We start from the raw sequence: 17,944 nt of genomic DNA on the forward strand, positions 1-17,944 counted from the left end.
CCCAAGGAATACGATCCCGACATGATCGCTTTTGAACGATCCCGCATATTTTCCGAATGGCTCGACTCCTTGAAAGACATCAAAGGGAAAGGCCGAATCATCTCCAGAATTAAAACAGCCGAAAATGGCAACTTCGGTGATTGCGGGTTCGTCGGTGACACTGTTTATGAAATGCGTGTTCATTACGGCCCTGGTTACAGGATGTACTTCACACGCAAAGGCGAAGTGATTTATCTGCTGCTGATCGGAGGCGACAAATCGACACAAAAAAGAGATATCAAACGCGCCGTGCAGATGGCTCATAACATCGGAGATGAGGAGTAAATCATGACCGAAGAATTCGCCCGTTTTGACGCCGCCGAGTACCTCAAAACTCCCGAGGATATGGCGGCGTATCTGGATGCCTGTTTTGACGACGATGAAGGCGACGGCGTCCTTATCCGTGCAGCGCTCAATGACATCGCCCGGGCTCAAGGCATGACACAAGTGGCGCGGGATGCAGGTTTGGGCCGCGAAAGTCTTTATAAAGCGCTGAGTAGCACTGGCAATCCCGAATTCGCAACTATCATGAAAGTCATGAAGGCTCTGGGTTTGCGATTGCATGCCGTAACACTGTGAACGCGCTGCGACACCAAACCGCACGACGCTTTTTTACTTATCGGCCCTGATCAGGCTAAATAGCCGCGCCTGATCGCCCACCCAATGGATCTGTCCCATGAACCGACACCGGCTGGCAATTGCCTGGATCGCCTGCTTTGCAGTGCTGTTCAACATGCTCGCCATGCCGATGACCGGGGCGATGGCGCAGGCGGCCAGTTCACCAGCCGAACAATTGCTCTGGAGCAGTTTCTGCACCGGCAGCGGGACGAAGATGGTGGCGATCAACATCGGCACCACCGAGCAAAAGGCCCCGTCCAACGACACTCATTCGAACATGCAGCATTGCTGGTGTTGCTCAGGCTCGGCGCCATTGGTGGCGCTGCCGGGGCATTCGCCGCAGCTGTATTTCGCCCGCTACGAAAGCAATCGCAGTGTGGCGCCCGCCTCTCTGCAAACACCGACACCGCGCCAGCAATGGCCGAGCCTCAATCCCCGCGCCTCCCCTCTGGTTTGATTTGTTCGCGCAATTGACCTGCGTTTCAAATCGTTCTGGAGAACTGCCATGTTGAACAAACTCATCGTAATCGCTGCGCTGCTGTTGCCGGCGTGCTTTGCCCATGCCCACGAATACAAGGCTGGCGAACTTGAGATCGCCCACCCGTGGTCGCAGGAACTGCCGCCGAATGCACCGACGGTCGCCGCCTATTTCATCATTCACAACGCCGGCAAGACGGACGACCGACTGCTCAGCGTCGACTCGCCCATCGCCCCCGAAGCGCAACTGCACGAACACGTCATGCAGGGCGATCTGATGAAGATGCAGCAAGTGCCGAGCGTGGAAATCCCGGCCGGCGGCAACGTGACGTTTGCGCCGATGGCCTGGCACGTGATGCTGCTCAACCCGAGCGATCGCAGCCTGCTCAGCGACGGCAAACGCTTCCCGCTGACGCTGCATTTCGAGAAGGCCGGTGACGTCACCGTCGAAGTCTCGGTGCAGAAGAAACCGCCGGAAGCCACGCAGGCCCACGCGCACGCTCAGTAAGCCCTCCGGCAGACTCCGCCCATGCGCCCGCTGAGCGCCAGGCCGCCACTGCAACGCCGTCAGACGCAACACCTGACTCGCGGCAGCTGGATCGCCCTGTTCGCCATGTTGATGATCTTCATCGGCCCACTGATTTCTCAGTCGATGCCGATGGATCAACACGCCTCGATGCCGATGCCGATGCCGATGAGCATGGACATGTCGATGGACATGCCCGGCATGGATCACTCGGGCCATGACGCCAAGCCTTCCGCCGAACACTGCCCGCCGCAATCCTCGCACCACGTGCTGTGGGAAAAGTGCGGCTATTGCAGCCTGCTGTTCAATTGCCCGGCACTGACCGGTGGCGGCGATTTCGTCGCTTTCAATATCCCGCCGCTGAATGCCTTTACCCCACCTTCCCCGCGCCTGGGCCACGCCCGGCAAACCTTCTTCCCCGGCGCCCGCACCCGCGCCCCACCCGTCGCAACGTAAACACGCACCTCTGATTGCACACGGTTGAGAAGACAGCTTCAGGCTGCCGGCCGTGTCGTTTACGACTGTTTGATGGAAATTGTCATGTCCAGGTTTACTGCTGTTCCACGCTCGGGTTCTGCCCCGGTGTCTTTCACTTTGAACGAATCGCGGATTCGTTTCAGGCACGCTACCGCCGTCCTTTGCGGCGTATTGCTGTCCCCGCTGGTGCTGGCCGATGACCACGCTGGCCACAACGAAGAACTCAGCCCGACAGTGATCACCGCGATTGCGCCGAGTTCGCCGCTGACCATCGTCACCAACCCCAAAGACCCGCGCCAACCGGTGCCGGCCAGTGACGGCGGTGATTATCTGAAGACCATTCCGGGCTTCGCACTGGTGCGCAATGGCGGCACCAACGGCGACCCGGTGCTGCGCGGCATGTTCGGTTCGCGCCTGAACATCCTCACCAACGGCAGCATTATGCTCGGCGCCTGCCCGGGACGGATGGATGCGCCGACCTCGTACATCTCGCCGGAAACCTACGACAAACTTACGGTGATCAAAGGCCCGCAAACCGTGCTTTGGGGCCCGGGCGCGTCGGCGGGTACGGTGCTGTTCGATCGTGAACCGGAGAGCTTCGGCGAACTCGGCACCCGCGTGAACGCAAGCATCCTGGCCGGCTCCCACGGACGTTTTGACAAGGTTGTCGACGCCGCTGCCGGCGGCCCGTTGGGCTACGTGCGCGTGATCGGCAACACCGCGCATTCCGACGACTACCGCGACGGCAACAACGACATCGTCGCCTCGCGCTACGACAAGTGGAACGGCGATATCGCCGTCGGCTGGACGCCGGACGCCGACACCCTGATCGAGCTCACCGCCGGCAAGGGCGATGGCGAAGCGCGCTACGCCGGGCGCGGCATGGACGGTTCGCAGTTCCTGCGGGAAAGCCTCGGCCTGCGTCTCGAAAAATCCAACATCACCGACGCGCTGGAGAAACTCGAAGCGCAGGTCTACTACAACTACGCCGACCACGTGATGGACAACTACACCCTGCGCACGCCGTCCGGCACCGGGATGATGGCCGGGCCGATGGCCTCAAACGTCGACCGCCGCACCCTCGGTGCGCGGATCAAAGCGACCTGGCGCTGGGCCGACATTCAACTGATTACCGGTCTCGACGCGCAGACCAACGAACACCGCCAGCGCAGCGCAATGGGCGTTGATACCTACAAGGATCTGCCGTACAGCAAGGACGCCGATTTCCATAACTACGGTGTGTTCAGCGAACTGACCTGGTACGCCGCCGACCGTGATCGGCTGATCAGCGGCGCTCGCGTCGACCGCGCTTCGGCCAAGGATTACCGGCAAACCACCGGCTCGGGAATGATGTCCCGCCCCAACCCGACCGCCGACGATACCCGCGCCGACACCTTGCCGAGCGGTTTCGTGCGCTACGAGCATGACCTCGCCGACAGCCCGACCACGCTCTATGCAGGCCTCGGCCATGCGCAACGCTTCCCGGATTACTGGGAGCTGTTTTCGGCGAGCAGCGGTCCGGTCGGTTCGGTCAACGCGTTCGATTCGATCAAACCGGAAAAAACCACCCAGCTGGACTTCGGCGTGAACTACAAGAGCGCCGAACTCGAAGCCTGGGCCTCGGGGTATATAGGCGTGGTGCGCGATTACATCCTCTTCGATTACACGCCCGGGATGATGGGCATGAGCACCTCGCGCGCCGAGAACATCGACGCGCGGATCATGGGCGGTGAGCTCGGTGCCGCGTACAGACTCACCGACCACTGGAAAGCCGATGCGACCCTGGCCTACGCCTGGGGCAAGAACAGCAGTGACGGCAAGGCTCTGCCGCAGATGCCGCCGCTGGATGCACGCTTCGGCCTGACCTACAGCGAAGACAACTGGAGCGCCGGCGCACTGTGGAGGGTGGTTGCCGCGCAAACCCGTATCGACCAGAACAAGGGCAACGTGGTCGGCAAGGATTACGACAAGAGTTCCGGCTTCGGCGTGTTCTCGCTTAACGGTGCCTATCGGATCAACAAGAACTGGAAGGTCAGCAGCGGCGTCGACAATCTGTTCGGCAAGGCTTACGCCGAACACCTGAACCTGGCGGGCAACGCAGGGTTCGGCTACCCGGCCAACGACCCGCAAGCGATCAATGAACCGGGGCGCACGCTCTGGACCAAGGTCGACATGAGTTTCTAACACCCACCCCTGTGGGAGCGAGCAAGCTCGCTCCCACAGGGGTGCAGAACAATCAGAAGATCCAAGCCAAGCGGAGCACACGTGATGAAACAGCCCAAACCGAATTTCTACAACCTGGCCTGGCGTTGGCATTTTTACGCCGGCCTGTTCGTCGCCCCCTTCATGGTGATGCTGGCCCTGACCGGCATGATTTACCTATTCAAACCGCAACTCGATTCACTGATGTACAGCAGCCTGCTCAACGTCCCCGCCGGGCATCACACCGTGCCCGCCGATGACTTGTTGCAACGGGTGAAAAACGCATATCCACAGAGTCAGATCACCCAGTACCTGCCGCCGGTCAACGCCGAACGCAGCGCGCAGTTTGTGCTGAAGAACGCCGACCGCGAGCTCAACATCTTCGTCGACCCATACCACGGCGACATCCTCGGCGAGCAGGATGCCAAGCAGAACCTGCAAGCCATCGCCCGTGCCATCCACGGTGAGTTGATGATCGGCACCGTCGGTGACCGCCTCATCGAAATGGCCGCCGGTTGGGGCGTAGTGCTGGTGGTGTCGGGACTTTTCCTGTGGTGGCCGCGCGGTCAGGCCGCAGGCATTTTGTGGCCACGCCTGAACAGTCGCGGCCGCGTGCTGTGGCGGGATCTGCATGCGGTGACCGGGTTCTGGGGCGCGACCCTGCTACTGGTGATGTTACTCAGCGGCATGACCTGGACCGGTTTCTGGGGCAAGCAATACGCGCAAGTGTGGAACGTGTTCCCGGCAGCGATGTGGGACAACGTGCCGACCTCCGACGTCGAGGCGCGCAGCCTCAACAGCGCCACCCGCCAGACCGTGCCCTGGGCGATGGAAAACACACCGATGCCGATGTCCGGCGACCACGCCGAGCACATGAACCACGGCGCCACCAACGCTGGCCCCGCAGCACCCGCCATCAGCCTGCAGGACGTGCAAAACATCGCCACCCAGAGCAAGGTCGAGCCGGGTTACAGCATCACCCTGCCGACCACCGCTACCGGTGTGTTTACCATCGCCGTGTTCGCCGATGACCCGCGCAACGATGCGACCCTGCACGTCGATCAGTACACCGGCAAGGTCCTCGCCGATGTCCGCTTCGAACAGTACGGCAGCGTTGCTCGCGCCACGGAAATCGGCGTGATGCTCCACGAAGGCAAAATGTTCGGCACCTTCAACCAGATCGTCGTGCTGCTGATCTGCCTGATGATTCTGCTCAGTGCCGTCAGTGGCGTGGTGATCTGGTGGAAGCGCCGGCCACAGGGCAAATTCGGCGTACCACCGCTGCGCCATGACCTGCCGAAATGGAAAACCGGTGTGGTGATCATGCTCGCGCTGGCGGTGGTGTTCCCGTTGGTCGGCGCGTCGCTGGTGGTGGTGTGGTTGCTGGATCGACTGTTGCTCTCGCGCTTCGGTGGCGAACGGGAGTCAGCACCGACTTCATCATGAGCCAGGCGCCGGCAGCCCCAGGCAATGACGCGGCTTAAAGGCTGCCTCTAACCCGCAGCCTTGGGCTGCGGGTTTGATCCCGGCGCTCAGCACACTGCGGGCATTACAGCTCGTCCCGTTCTGCAACCACCTCGAAGTCTTGGGCTTGCTGACGACGCGTTCGCCACGCAGAGCCCATTTGCCCGACCTGCTTCCAGTAATGCCCGGCGACCAACACCCGCAAGTCCCCCTGCTCCATCAACCGGGAAACAAACGCGCCGGGGCTCAACCGACCGACCCACCTGCCGCCCTGAAACACCACCGGTTTGGTCAACAACAGTCGTCTTTCCGCCGGCGTATACACAGGCGTGTACTTGAGCAGCGCGCCGTCGGGGGACGAGAAGTAGCAGTCGCGTATCCCGAAACCCTGGGCTGTCAGTTCATGGGTGTGTGCATGGACCTGAGCGGGCGCCGGGAAGTAGCCATTGATCGCCTCCGGGTCCGGCGCCAGCGTCGTATTCCCCGACAGGTGAAATTGATGGCTGGCCACCAGCGAATACCCCTCAGGGTAGCGCGGTGCCGGATGGCGCCAATTGCTCGAAGGGTCATTGGCTTTGCGAAAGATCCGAATCGCCGGGCTGTCTGCAAACGCCGAATAAGCCAGCGGTTCGAGCGGGATAAATCGATCGCTGGCCAGTTGCGCGAGGATTGCCCCTGCATAACCGGTCTCGACATCCGGTTCGCTGCCGATGCGCTGCTGCGCATAGCGCGCGGCATCGTCACTGTGATGAAACACCGGCCCCAGCGCCGGCTCGTGGCTGGCTACCCATTGCTCCTCGCTGGAGGCCTCGGCCATACGCGGCTGCCAGCGCTCATCGATGCGGCCATGGCGCGACCAGTAATGGCTGGTCTCGATCACTTCTAATTTACCTGCCAACGCCATCCGCCGCACGTAGGCGGGGAAGTCGAACGTACCGTTGGCGAGTTCACGTTCATCGTCAGCGGCCTGCGCAAGAGCAACAAACGCGTTGGGCCGCAGTTCGATCTGGCCGAAACGGTCGTAAAACTCACCCGGTTCGAATGCATGCAGTTCCAGACGCAAGAGCGCACCGTCGGCGCAGGAAAAGTAGATCGGCAAATATCCCTGCGGCGTGTTGGCGCGTACACAGGCCTGCTGCACGTCGTTCGGCGGGATACAGAAATGCTGAAAATCATCGTTCGGCGCGCCCGGAAACAGCAGCGCCGCGCGCAGATAAATCGAGTGCAGGGCAAACCCGGCAGTGAGCTGGCCTTGCGCGTATACCCGATCCAGCGCCAGCAGCGAACCTTGCACCTCGACCGCCAGACTGGCGATGTACACGGCGTCCCGCGAGCGGCAGATGAAACCGAAGGTCTGGGTCTCTCGACTCACCGCGGCTTGATGCACATACCGCGCGGCCGCATCGGCCTGAATGAAGGCAGGACTGCAGGCCGGGGCACCCGTGGCTTTGCTGTAAGGCGACGCGGACGGCAAGACGATCGCCGGGGTTACCCATGCATCCACCGTACGCGGCGCGCCCCACAGCGGGCTGCCGGTCACAACGTAAAGATGACCACTCTTGGCCAGCGCATCGACCCAGGCGGCGGGCTGCAATTCGCCACTGCGTATGCACTGTTTGATTTTCTTCGCATCGAAGGACTCAGGCACCGCCTGGTACTCCGTCAGGGTGAATAGAAAATCAACGAACAGTTGCTCCCAAACGCCGGCGTCGTAGCGAATGAACGAGCCGTCAGGCGCGAACAGGTATTCACTCAAATGCTGTTCCCGCAGGCGAGTGAAGGCCGAATACAGCGTGTCGACCGACAGCATGTTCAGGTAGAGCTGCTTCTGCACGGGCGACAACAGCACGGAAAACTCTCTGGCGACTCTTGATCGATAGCGCGCAATCACTTCGCAGCCGGCCGGAAACAGAGCAGACGCCGGATTGTCATCAGGGAAAATTTCGCTAATGTCGAAATCCTCGCGGGAAACTTCGATGGGGGCAGTGGCGACATACCAGCCATCGGCCCTTTTCAGGATCACGCCGCCCTGGGTCGCTTGCGTCAGGTGCGGCACAAGCCCTCTGGCATACACCGCCGCATCATCGGGACTTTGAAAAACCGGCGTCAGTTCGCGGCGTTGCGGGTGTGCAGCCGGTTGCCAGTCCATCGTCACCCGCCCCGTGCGGTCCCAACAGCGACTGGTGCGCATGACCGCAAGCTCGCCACTGGCAGCGACCATCCGCACGAACTCTTCGGGCAACAGCTTGCCGGCTGCGAGATGGCGCTTGATGGTTTCCAGTGTCAGCTCGGGGGTGTAGTCATCGAACAGTTTGCTGGCGCTGTGCATTTCATATTTGAGCAGTGCGCCGTCCTGGGTGGACAGGTAAAGCGCAACCAGCGCCCGGGATTCTGCGACCGGCCGGCGGCGCGCGTAGTACACCGAGATGGCCAGGTCTTGCGGCGCAATAAAGTACTGCGCCAGCCAGGCCGCGGCGCCTTCTGCCGCAGACTCCACGCGCTGGCACGAGTACACACAGGCATGCGGAAAAAAGCCGTCAGGAAACTGATACCACGGCGGTGAACGTCGAGCACCGAAGACCGCTTGCAGTTGAAAAACGTTGTTGCGCTGATCGCTGACGCCCACCAACTCCGTGGCGACATAGTCGTCGCGATCCTTGTGCTTGAGGATAAAACCGAACCGCACACGCGCCTGATCATGCCGTCGGTTATCGCGCGAATACTGGTTGTGCGCCGCTTCGTCCGCCGACGCAAACACCGCGCCGAACATCAGCGGCTCCGGGCGTCGGCTCGGCATGACCGGCGCCGGCACTGCCCAGGTCGGGAGTACCTGCCCGCGCGCGCCCCACATATCGTGGTCGATCACAATCATCAAACGCCCCGCCGCCGCCTGCTGGCGGATGAACTCTGCGGGCCGTGTGGCGCCGCTACTCAACGCCACAGCCAGTGTCCCCGGATGTTTGTCGGTGCCCAGGCGATTGGCAAGGTCCTGAGCGGCCTTGCTCTGCGCAGGCTCATAGCGCAGCAGGCTGTTCTGCGCACCGGATAAGTACAGGGCAATGCCGTCGATCAGACCCTGCCTCGTTTCCTCGACACTGAGCATTTGCTGGCTCAGCAAGGCCTCCTCCCGCGTCCACTGCAAGCGTTCAACCGTTAATGGATCAAGCCGCGACAGGGCTTCGTGGCAGACATACCGCGCGTGCAATACATGGTCATCGGGAAACACCGCCCGGCCGTTATTGTCACTCGGCAAAAACGTTGCGTGGCTGAGCGCCGCAATGCCACCCTCCAGGGGCTCTGTGACGACAAAACGGCCGTCGCTGCGTTGCAACACATAACCTGCGTACTGACGATCGCGGCGTTTGTCGATCTGTTCGTGGGCATGCCGGGCCGCATCATCGGCGGACAAAAAATCCCGACTGAGTGGCGGCCAGGTAAAGTTGGCGAACGGCGTCCACTCCAGATCCAGCCCCCCCAGCCGCGCCCACAGCGGGCTCCCGCGCAAGACCTGCAGCTTGCCCGCCAGCACCAGCGTGGTGAAAAAATCACGCGGGCGCATCGCTCCGTTCAGCAGTCGGGTTTGTAGGCCACCGTCGCCAATTGTTCCGTCGGGTTGAGGGACACTCAGCGCCGCTTCGATCTGACTGCCGCTGAAGGTGTACTTCAAGAGCGCAGCGTCCCTGGCCAGCATGTACAACGACAGGGGTTCGCCAGCAGCAGACAACGCCTGACTGTTGCCACGACAGGCGATGGCCCAGGCCATTTCCTGCGGCGAGAAGAAGTTTTCGTAGAGCCAATGCTGGGTCGGCGCAAAGTGCGCCGGGTCCGGTCGGGAGGCGTAGTAAAAACCCTCCAGCACATAGCCTGCGGGCAACTTGAGTGACCCGTCCGTGCCGCGCGGAAACAGCTGCGCCGGATCCCAAGACGCCAGCCCGGCCGGGCGCGCCAGGGTCGCGACGTATTCGTCGCCGGCGCGATTGCGCAGCAGCAGACCCGAGGTCTGCGCCCCTTTGGGCTTCAACGCCGCCAGCACCGCCCGCTCGGCAGAAGGACAAACGCGGGTCATCAATGACAATTCGGTCACCACGCCCCTGGCAAACGCCTGACCCGGTCGCCAGTGCGCAGGCACACGACCGACGTCATGGCCCCAATCAGCACTTGAGACAATCACCTTCAGCTCACCGACGGCGGCAAACCTGGCGATGATCGCTGGCACGTCGTAAGTCCCGTGCGGATGATCGGGCGGTGAGCCCGCCTCGTGCCAGCGGTAATAGTCGAACTCCGCCGCGGAACCGCTGGGCGAATATTTCAACAAGGTGCCGTCGGGGCCGGACAGATAAGCGCTGGGAAAGACCTCCTGCCCGGCGACATCACCGATGAAATCGCTGCTGGAGAAAAAGTTGATGAACCGCCGCAGGTTGGTTTCGTCGAGATCCGGATAGAGCTTGCGATAAACATCGTGGCGGCGCGGATGGCTGTGAAGGTTCGCGGCAAAGGTGTAGCCCTTGGGCGCGATAAGGTGACCCGATGCGTCGATCCCGACAATCGTGCTCAAATCAAAACTGCTGACCTCGCCGGGTATCGGTGCAGTGGCAACGAATTTGCCGTCCGGGCGCAGCAAAATCACACTTGCGTACTCCTTGTCGACGTTGTCCGGGATGCGGGCGTGAACCCAATAAGCGGCGTCCTCTTCCGTCAGGAAGGCCGGGCTCAATGCGGGTAGCCGAGGCTTTTTGGCGGGGATTGCGGCACGGGCGAACCGCCCTGGCTGGTCATTCATGATTAAAGTCCTGCGCTGATAAATCGGGATATCTGTCGATCGAGTGTCCCTTTGCGCAGTCCGTCACAGGTGGTGCAGGGTTATCGTTTTTGTATCCACGTCTGATTCAGCGCTGGCGCCCCAATCTGGCGCACCTACACGCACCACTGCCGGCAGGATGTCCGTTACTGGTGCAGGCAATTACCCCGCAACGCCTCTGGAACACGACTTCGCGGCCCGATCCCGACCGGGCACAGCCCTTGCAAAACACACCTTCAGTCGTCCGCATCTGCCAACCAAAAAAACTTCAAACGTTCATGGAGATCGCACAATGAAGCGTCGCAGTTTGATCAAGGCTTTCACACTCACGGCATCCATTGCCGCGATGGGCATGACCTGGACTGTCCAGGCCGCCGAGACCATCAAGGTCGGGATTCTGCATTCGTTGTCCGGCACCATGGCGATCTCCGAAACGTCGCTAAAAGACATGGCGCTGATGACCATCGATGAGATCAACGCCAAGGGCGGCGTCAACGGCAAGATGCTTGAGCCGGTGGTGGTTGACCCGGCATCGAACTGGCCACTGTTCGCCGAAAAGGGTCGGCAGTTGCTGACGCAAGACAAGGTGGCCGTGGTGTTCGGCTGCTGGACTTCCGTATCGCGTAAATCGGTGCTGCCGGTGTTCGAAGAGCTCAACGGCCTGCTGTTCTACCCGGTGCAATACGAAGGCGAAGAGATGTCGCCGAACGTCTTCTACACCGGCGCCGCGCCGAACCAGCAAGCGATTCCGGCGGTTGAATACCTGATGAGCGAAGAAGGCGGCAGCGCCAAGCGCTACTTCCTGCTCGGCACCGACTATGTCTACCCGCGCACCACCAACAAGATTCTGCGTTCGTTCCTGCATTCCAAAGGCGTCGCCGACAAGGACATCGAAGAGGTCTACACGCCGTTCGGTCACAGCGACTATCAAACCATCGTCGCCAACATCAAAAAATTCTCCGCTGGTGGCAAGACTGCCGTCATCTCGACGGTTAACGGTGACTCCAACGTGCCGTTCTACAAAGAACTGGCTAACCAGGGTCTGAAAGCCACCGACGTACCGGTTGTAGCGTTCTCGGTTGGCGAAGAAGAACTGCGCGGCATCGACACCAAACCGCTGGTGGGCAACCTCGCGGCGTGGAACTACTTCGAATCCGTCGAGAACCCGGTGAACAAGAAGTTCGTCGATGACTGGAAAGCCTACGCGAAGAAACACAACCTGCCGGGCGCCGACAAAGCCGTGACCAACGACCCGATGGAAGCCACTTACGTCGGCATCCACATGTGGGCGCAGGCAGTTGAGAAAGCCAAATCCACTGACGTCGACAAGGTGCGTGAAGCGCTGGCCGGGCAGACATTTGCCGCACCGTCGGGTTATACGCTGACCATGGACAAGACCAACCACCACCTGCACAAACCGGTGATGATCGGCGAGATTCAGGCTGATGGTCAGTTCAACGTGGTATGGCAGACCGAAGGGCCGATCCGTGCGCAACCGTGGAGCCCGTTCATTCAGGGCAACGACAAGAAGCCGGATTATGCGGTGAAGAGCAACTGAGGCGGATTCAGTTTTTGAGGTGGGCTTTAGATTTCCCCCCTCACCCCAGCCCTCTCCCTCAGGGAGAGGGGGAAAGGGAGCCGAGCTTCATGCTTTTCAAAGCCTGAGTTCGACTCGAATTCGCAGGTCGCAGCACATCGTCCAAACACCTCGGTCAGTCCCCTCGTTTTCAAGAGGGAGAGGGGGAAAGGGAGCCGATCTTCGTGCTTTTCAAAGCTTGAGTTCGACTCGAATTCGCAGGTCGCAAAATATCGTCCAGACACCTCGGTCAGTCCCCTCTCCCTCCGGGAGAGGGTTAGGGTGAGGGGCGGTTGAACAGGACACCACCAATGCCCACTGCTCTCTACCGCTTTATCTGTGCCATCGCACTATTGCTGCCGATGCTGTCCCACGCCGGCGATGCCGAAGACTTCGTCGCGGCCAATCCCGTGCAACAGGCCAAACTCCTGGAAACCTGGGCCGCGCAGCCCGATCCGGCGCGTATCGAACTGATCAACGCCCTGCAACAAGGCGAATTGACCATCGACGGCCAACCGAAAACCCTGCGCCTGAATAACCGCTTGCGGGGTCTGATCGACACCGCCATGGCCAGCCACCAATTGCTCGCCGCCGACGCCAAAATCCGTCTGACTGCAGCGCAGCAATTGCAGAAAAGCGCGAAACCCGCGCAGCTGAAATTCCTCGACCAGCAACTCGCTGGCGAAAAAGATCAAAGCGTCCACGCCGCCCTGAGCCTCGCATTGGCCAATCTGCAACTGGTCGACACTGACCCTGCCGTGCGCCTCGCTGCAGTACGATTGCTCGGCGAAACCGGCGATCCACTGGCGCGCACGCGCCTCGAAGGTTTGCTCGAACCCGGCGTCGAAGCCGATACCAATGTGCGCACCGCCGCCGAAACCAGCCTCGCCCAGGTCAAACGCAAACTGCTGATCGGCGAGATCCTCGGTCAAGCCTTCAGTGGCATGTCGCTCGGTTCGATCCTGCTGCTGGCGGCGCTCGGTCTGGCGATCACGTTTGGCCTGCTCGGCGTGATCAACATGGCTCACGGCGAGATGCTGATGCTCGGCGCCTACTCGACGTACGTGGTGCAGTTGATGTTCCAGCGTTACGCGCCGCAAGCGATTGAGTTCTATCCGTTGATCGCCCTGCCGGTCGCGTTCTTTGTCACGGCCGCAATCGGCATGGCGCTGGAGCGCACGGTGATTCGTCACCTCTACGGCCGACCGCTGGAAACCCTGCTCGCCACGTGGGGCATCAGCCTGATGCTGATTCAGCTTGTCCGTTTGTTGTTCGGCGCGCAGAACGTTGAGGTCGCCAACCCGGCATGGCTGTCCGGCGGCATTCAAGTGCTGCCGAATCTGGTGCTGCCGTACAACCGCATCGTGATCATCGCTTTCGCCTTGTTTGTGGTGGTGCTGACCTGGCTGCTGCTGAACAAAACCCGCCTCGGTCTCAACGTCCGCGCCGTCACCCAGAACCGCAACATGGCGGCCTGCTGCGGTGTGCCGACCGGTCGCGTCGACATGCTCGCCTTTGGCCTCGGTTCGGGCATCGCCGGCCTCGGTGGTGTGGCGCTGAGCCAGATCGGCAACGTCGGCCCGGACCTTGGCCAGAGCTACATCATCGACTCGTTCCTGGTGGTGGTGCTCGGCGGCGTCGGCCAGTTGGCCGGTAGCGTGCTCGCAGCCTTCGGCCTGGGCATCGCCAACAAGATTCTCGAACCGCAGATCGGTGCGGTGCTCGGCAAGATCCTGATCCTCGCGCTGATCATTCTGTTTATCCAGAAACGTCCGCAAGGCCTCTTCGCACTGAAAGGACGGGTGATCGACTGATGAACCAGCCTCTGTTAGTCACGGCCACGCAAAAGGCCGGCCCAAAAATCACCATCGCGGTCGGCGCGGTGATTCTCGCGTTGCTGATCGCCCTGCCGCTGTTGTCGTTGTTGCCGGCGGAAAGTGCACTGTCGGTCTCGGCGTATACGCTGACACTGGTCGGCAAAATCCTCTGCTACGCCATCGTCGCCCTGGCGCTGGACCTGGTCTGGGGTTACGCCGGTTTGCTGTCGCTGGGCCACGGTCTGTTCTTCGCCCTCGGCGGTTATGCGATGGGCATGTACCTGATGCGTCAGGCCGCCGGCGATGGCTTGCCGGCGTTCATGACCTTCCTGTCTTGGAGCGAATTGCCATGGTACTGGACTGGCACCAGCAGCTTCGTCTGGGCCATGTGTCTGGTGGTGCTGGCGCCGGGTTTGCTGGCGCTGGTGTTTGGTTTCTTCGCCTTCCGCTCGCGGATCAAAGGCGTGTATTTCTCGATCATGACCCAGGCCCTGACCTTCGCCGGGATGTTGTTGTTTTTCCGCAACGAAACCGGGTTTGGCGGCAACAACGGCTTCACCAATTTCCGCACGATTCTCGGTTTCGGCATCACTGAGCCGGGCACGCGCGCGGTGTTGTTTCTGGCCACGGTGTTGTTGCTGGTCGCGAGTCTGTTCATCGGCTGGCGCCTGGCGCAGAGCAAGTTCGGTCGCGTGCTGACCGCGCTGCGCGATGCGGAAAATCGCTTGATGTTCTGCGGCTACGACCCGCGCGGTTTCAAGTTGTTCGTGTGGGTGTTGAGTGCGGTGTTGTGTGGTCTGGCCGGGGCGTTGTATGTGCCGCAAGTCGGCATCATCAACCCGAGCGAAATGTCGCCGACCAACTCGATCGAGGCTGCCGTGTGGGTTGCCCTTGGCGGCCGTGGCACGCTGATCGGCCCGCTGCTCGGCGCCGGTGTGGTCAACGGCATGAAGAGCTGGTTCACCGTGGCGTTCCCGGAGTACTGGCTGTTCTTCCTCGGCGCACTGTTCATCGTCGTGACGCTGTACTTGCCCAAAGGCGTGATCGGTCTGCTGAAGAAACGAGGTGAACAATGAGAGTCACGGCGAGCGCTGAATTCATGCTGGAACCGGCCTTCTTTCCCGTCGAGCCGAACAAGGATGCCGGCACCAGCCGCGACTCGATCGGCCTCGGCCAGCGCGTAGGCCCGGGCCTCGACACCCGTCACGGCACGATCCTCACCCTGGAAGACATCAGCGTCAGCTTCGACGGCTTCCGCGCGCTGAACAATCTCAACCTGTACATCGGCGTCGGCGAATTGCGCTGCATCATCGGCCCCAACGGCGCGGGCAAGACCACGCTGATGGACGTGATCACTGGCAAGACTCGACCGAGTCACGGCAAGGCGTGGTTCGGTGAAACCCTGGACCTGACGCAGATGAGTGAAGTGCAGATTGCTCAGGCTGGCATCGGTCGCAAGTTTCAGAAGCCGACAGTGTTCGAAGCGCTGAGCGTGTTTGAAAACCTTGAGCTGGCGCAAAAGACCGACAAGTCGGTGTGGGCCAGTTTGCGTGCGCGCTTGAGTGGCGAACAGAAAGACCGCATCAGCGAAGTGCTGGAGACGATTCGCCTGACCACCTCGGTCAATCGTCAGGCTGGTCTGCTGTCCCATGGGCAGAAGCAGTTTCTCGAGATCGGCATGTTGCTGATGCAGGACCCGCAACTGCTGCTGCTCGATGAGCCGGTGGCGGGGATGACCGATGCGGAAACCGAGTTCACCGCTGAGTTGTTCAAGAGCCTGGCGGGCAAGCATTCGCTGATGGTGGTGGAGCATGACATGGGCTTTGTCGGCTCGATTGCCGACCACGTCACGGTGTTGCACCAGGGCAGCGTGCTGGCCGAAGGGTCACTTGAGCAAGTGCAGGAAAACGAGCGCGTGATCGAGGTTTACCTCGGCCGCTGAAGACTCAGATCGTTCCCACGCTCTGCGTGGGGATGCCGCCATGGACGCTCTGCGTCCGCCGTTATGTGACGCGGAGCGTCACGGGATACGTTCCCACGCAGAGCGTGGGAACGATCACCGGGGAGACTTTTGACATGCTGCAAGTCGACAAGCTGCACCAGTACTACGGCGGTAGCCACATCCTGCGCGGTCTCTCGTTCGACGTGAAGGTCGGTGAAGTCACCTGCCTGCTCGGCCGTAACGGCGTGGGCAAGACCACCCTGCTCAAATGCCTGATGGGCCTGCTGCCGGCCAAAGAAGGTGCGGTGAACTGGGAAGGCAAAGCGATCACCACGTTCAAGCCGCACCAGCGTGTTCACGCCGGAATTGCCTATGTGCCACAGGGCCGCGAGATCTTCGGACGCCTGACCGTGGAAGAAAATCTGTTGATGGGTCTGTCACGGTTTCCCGGCAGCGAAGCCAAAGAAGTGCCAAGTTTCATCTACGAACTGTTCCCGGTACTGCTACAAATGAAGCAGCGTCGCGGCGGTGACCTCTCCGGCGGTCAGCAACAGCAGTTGGCGATCGGCCGCGCCTTGGCCAGCCGTCCGCGTTTGCTGATCCTCGATGAGCCGACCGAAGGCATTCAACCCTCGGTAATCAAAGAGATCGGCGCAGTGATCAAGAAACTCGCGGAACGCGGTGACATGGCGATTTTGCTGGTCGAGCAATTCTACGATTTCGCCGCGGAGCTGGCCGATCAATACCTGGTGATGTCGCGGGGCGAGATCGTCCAGCAGGGTCGCGGTGAAAATATGGAGGCCGAAGGTGTGCGCGGGCTGGTAACGATCTAGTACAACGAACTAATCTGTAGCTTCCTAACGATAATTACAAACCATGAATTCGACTGTTGCACCTGCCCTGTTTACCCCGAGCTGGCACGCCGCGCTGGAGCTCGCCTACGCCCGTTTCGGCGACTGCACGCGCCCGGTTCTGCGTCGCCATCTCGGCCCGCTGCGGGTGCAAAAGCACCTGTATGCCGAAGGCCCCGAAGTGTGTCAGCACATCATCGTCCACCCGCCGGGCGGGATTGCCGGTGGTGATCGGCTGGACATCAGCGCGCGCGTCGAGCAAGACGCCTGGGCACAGATCACCAGCCCCGGCGCGGCCAAGTGGTATCGCGCCGGTGGGCCGGCTTATCAGAAGCTCGACTTGCAGGTGGCGAACGGGGCGACGCTGGAATGGCTGCCGCAAGAGACCATCGTCTACAGCGCCGCGCAGGCTGAACTCACCACTTCGATCGATCTTGAAGGTGACGCGCGGCTGTTCTATTGGGATGTGGTGGCGCTGGGTCGCCCGGCCAGTGGCGAGCGTTTCGAGCGTGGGCACTTTCAGGCGCATCTGGACATTCGCCGCGACGGTCGATTGCTCTGGCATGAGCGCCAGCGCATTGTCGGCGGCGATGGCTTGCTTGATTCGCCGATCGGCCTGGATGGCAATCCGGTGTTTGCGACGTTGCTGGTCACCGGCGAGATTGAGGCTGAATTGCTGGAGCGTTGTCGTTCGCTGGGTCATGAGGTGCGTGGGGATTTGACCCAGTTGCCGGGCCTTTTGGTCGCCCGTTGTCTGGCGTCTGAAGCACTGCTCGCCCGCGCCTGGCTTATCGATTTATGGCGCTTGCTCAGACCGGCCCTGCTCGGGCGTGACGCGATTTCTCCCCGAATATGGAGCACCTGAAAAAGCCCCTCCCCCCCCCGCCCTCTCCCGGAGGGAGAGGGAGCCTGACCGAGTCGTTTGAAATGATTCAACTGCCTGAACGAATACTGCTGACTGAACCGGCCACTGAAGACAACCGAGATCAGTCCCCTCTCCCTCGAAGGAGGGAGCCTGACCGAGTCGTCTGAAATGAATTCAACTGCCTGAACCAATACTGCTGACTGAACCGGCCATTGAAAACAACCGAGTTCAGTCCCCTCTCCCTCGGGAGAGGGTTAGGGTGAGGGGCTGCTGCAACTGGCACCCCGCGCCC

The 17,944-nt window shown here is 61.1% G+C and carries 14 protein-coding genes; 13 read left to right on the plus strand and 1 reads right to left on the minus strand.

What is annotated here, in order from left to right; genetic code table 11:
• Positions 1-21: 21 nt before the first annotated feature.
• From WA225_RS02550 to WA225_RS02580, 7 genes are all read left to right on the plus strand, one after another.
• Positions 22-324, plus strand: a complete 303-nt coding sequence (locus WA225_RS02550) for a type II toxin-antitoxin system RelE/ParE family toxin (RefSeq protein WP_422606747.1) — start codon at positions 22-24, stop codon at positions 322-324.
• Positions 325-327: 3 nt separating this feature from the next.
• Positions 328-618, plus strand: coding sequence for an addiction module antidote protein (locus WA225_RS02555; protein WP_007914567.1), 291 nt, complete (start codon positions 328-330; stop codon positions 616-618).
• A 97-nt stretch (positions 619-715) separates the two neighbouring features.
• Positions 716-1,114 (plus strand): DUF2946 domain-containing protein, encoded by a 399-nt coding sequence (locus WA225_RS02560; protein ID WP_422606748.1) that lies wholly within the window; start codon positions 716-718, stop codon positions 1,112-1,114.
• A gap of 48 nt (positions 1,115-1,162) precedes the next feature.
• Positions 1,163-1,642, plus strand: coding sequence for a copper chaperone PCu(A)C (locus tag WA225_RS02565; RefSeq protein ID WP_422606749.1), 480 nt, complete (start codon positions 1,163-1,165; stop codon positions 1,640-1,642).
• Between the two features lie 21 nt (positions 1,643-1,663).
• Positions 1,664-2,116, plus strand: a complete 453-nt coding sequence (locus WA225_RS02570) for a DUF2946 domain-containing protein (RefSeq protein WP_422606750.1) — start codon at positions 1,664-1,666, stop codon at positions 2,114-2,116.
• 84 nt (positions 2,117-2,200) lie between these two features.
• Positions 2,201-4,321: a TonB-dependent copper receptor gene (locus tag WA225_RS02575; RefSeq protein WP_422606751.1), complete on the plus strand. Its 2,121-nt coding sequence runs from the start codon at positions 2,201-2,203 to the stop codon at positions 4,319-4,321.
• A gap of 84 nt (positions 4,322-4,405) precedes the next feature.
• The gene (locus WA225_RS02580; protein ID WP_422606752.1) at positions 4,406-5,785 is read left to right on the plus strand and encodes a PepSY-associated TM helix domain-containing protein; all 1,380 of its coding nucleotides are present in this window, start codon (positions 4,406-4,408) and stop codon (positions 5,783-5,785) included.
• A 103-nt stretch (positions 5,786-5,888) separates the two neighbouring features.
• Here WA225_RS02580 and WA225_RS02585 read toward each other — a convergent pair whose 3' ends face one another.
• On the minus strand, positions 5,889-10,583 hold the full coding sequence (locus tag WA225_RS02585; protein ID WP_422606753.1) for a DUF4329 domain-containing protein: 4,695 nt from the start codon (positions 10,581-10,583) through the stop codon (positions 5,889-5,891).
• A 310-nt stretch (positions 10,584-10,893) separates the two neighbouring features.
• On the opposite strand from WA225_RS02585, the gene urtA reads away from it, so the two are divergent.
• The 6 genes from urtA (at position 10,894) to WA225_RS02615 (ending at position 17,652) form a co-directional block, all read left to right on the plus strand.
• Positions 10,894-12,159, plus strand: a complete 1,266-nt coding sequence (gene urtA / locus WA225_RS02590; protein WP_064117243.1) for an urea ABC transporter substrate-binding protein — start codon at positions 10,894-10,896, stop codon at positions 12,157-12,159.
• 329 nt (positions 12,160-12,488) lie between these two features.
• A complete protein-coding gene (urtB, locus tag WA225_RS02595; RefSeq protein ID WP_422606754.1) occupies positions 12,489-13,991 on the plus strand; it encodes an urea ABC transporter permease subunit UrtB in 1,503 nt (500 codons plus the stop codon).
• Positions 13,991-15,070 carry an urea ABC transporter permease subunit UrtC gene (gene urtC / locus WA225_RS02600; protein WP_422606755.1) on the plus strand — a complete coding sequence of 360 codons (1,080 nt, stop codon included), beginning with the start codon at positions 13,991-13,993 and terminating at the stop codon, positions 15,068-15,070. The genes urtB and urtC overlap by 1 nt, the downstream gene beginning before the upstream one ends.
• Positions 15,067-15,936: an urea ABC transporter ATP-binding protein UrtD gene (gene urtD, locus WA225_RS02605; RefSeq protein ID WP_007918913.1), complete on the plus strand. Its 870-nt coding sequence runs from the start codon at positions 15,067-15,069 to the stop codon at positions 15,934-15,936. Before urtC ends, urtD begins: the two co-directional genes overlap by 4 nt.
• 134 nt (positions 15,937-16,070) lie before the next feature.
• Positions 16,071-16,769, plus strand: a complete 699-nt coding sequence (urtE, locus tag WA225_RS02610) for an urea ABC transporter ATP-binding subunit UrtE (protein WP_242208463.1) — start codon at positions 16,071-16,073, stop codon at positions 16,767-16,769.
• A 43-nt stretch (positions 16,770-16,812) separates the two neighbouring features.
• On the plus strand, positions 16,813-17,652 hold the full coding sequence (locus WA225_RS02615; RefSeq protein ID WP_422606756.1) for an urease accessory protein UreD: 840 nt from the start codon (positions 16,813-16,815) through the stop codon (positions 17,650-17,652).
• Positions 17,653-17,944: the final 292 nt, after the last annotated feature.

Source organism: Pseudomonas sp., from assembly GCF_049300855.1.
GTDB lineage: Bacteria > Pseudomonadota > Gammaproteobacteria > Pseudomonadales > Pseudomonadaceae > Aquipseudomonas.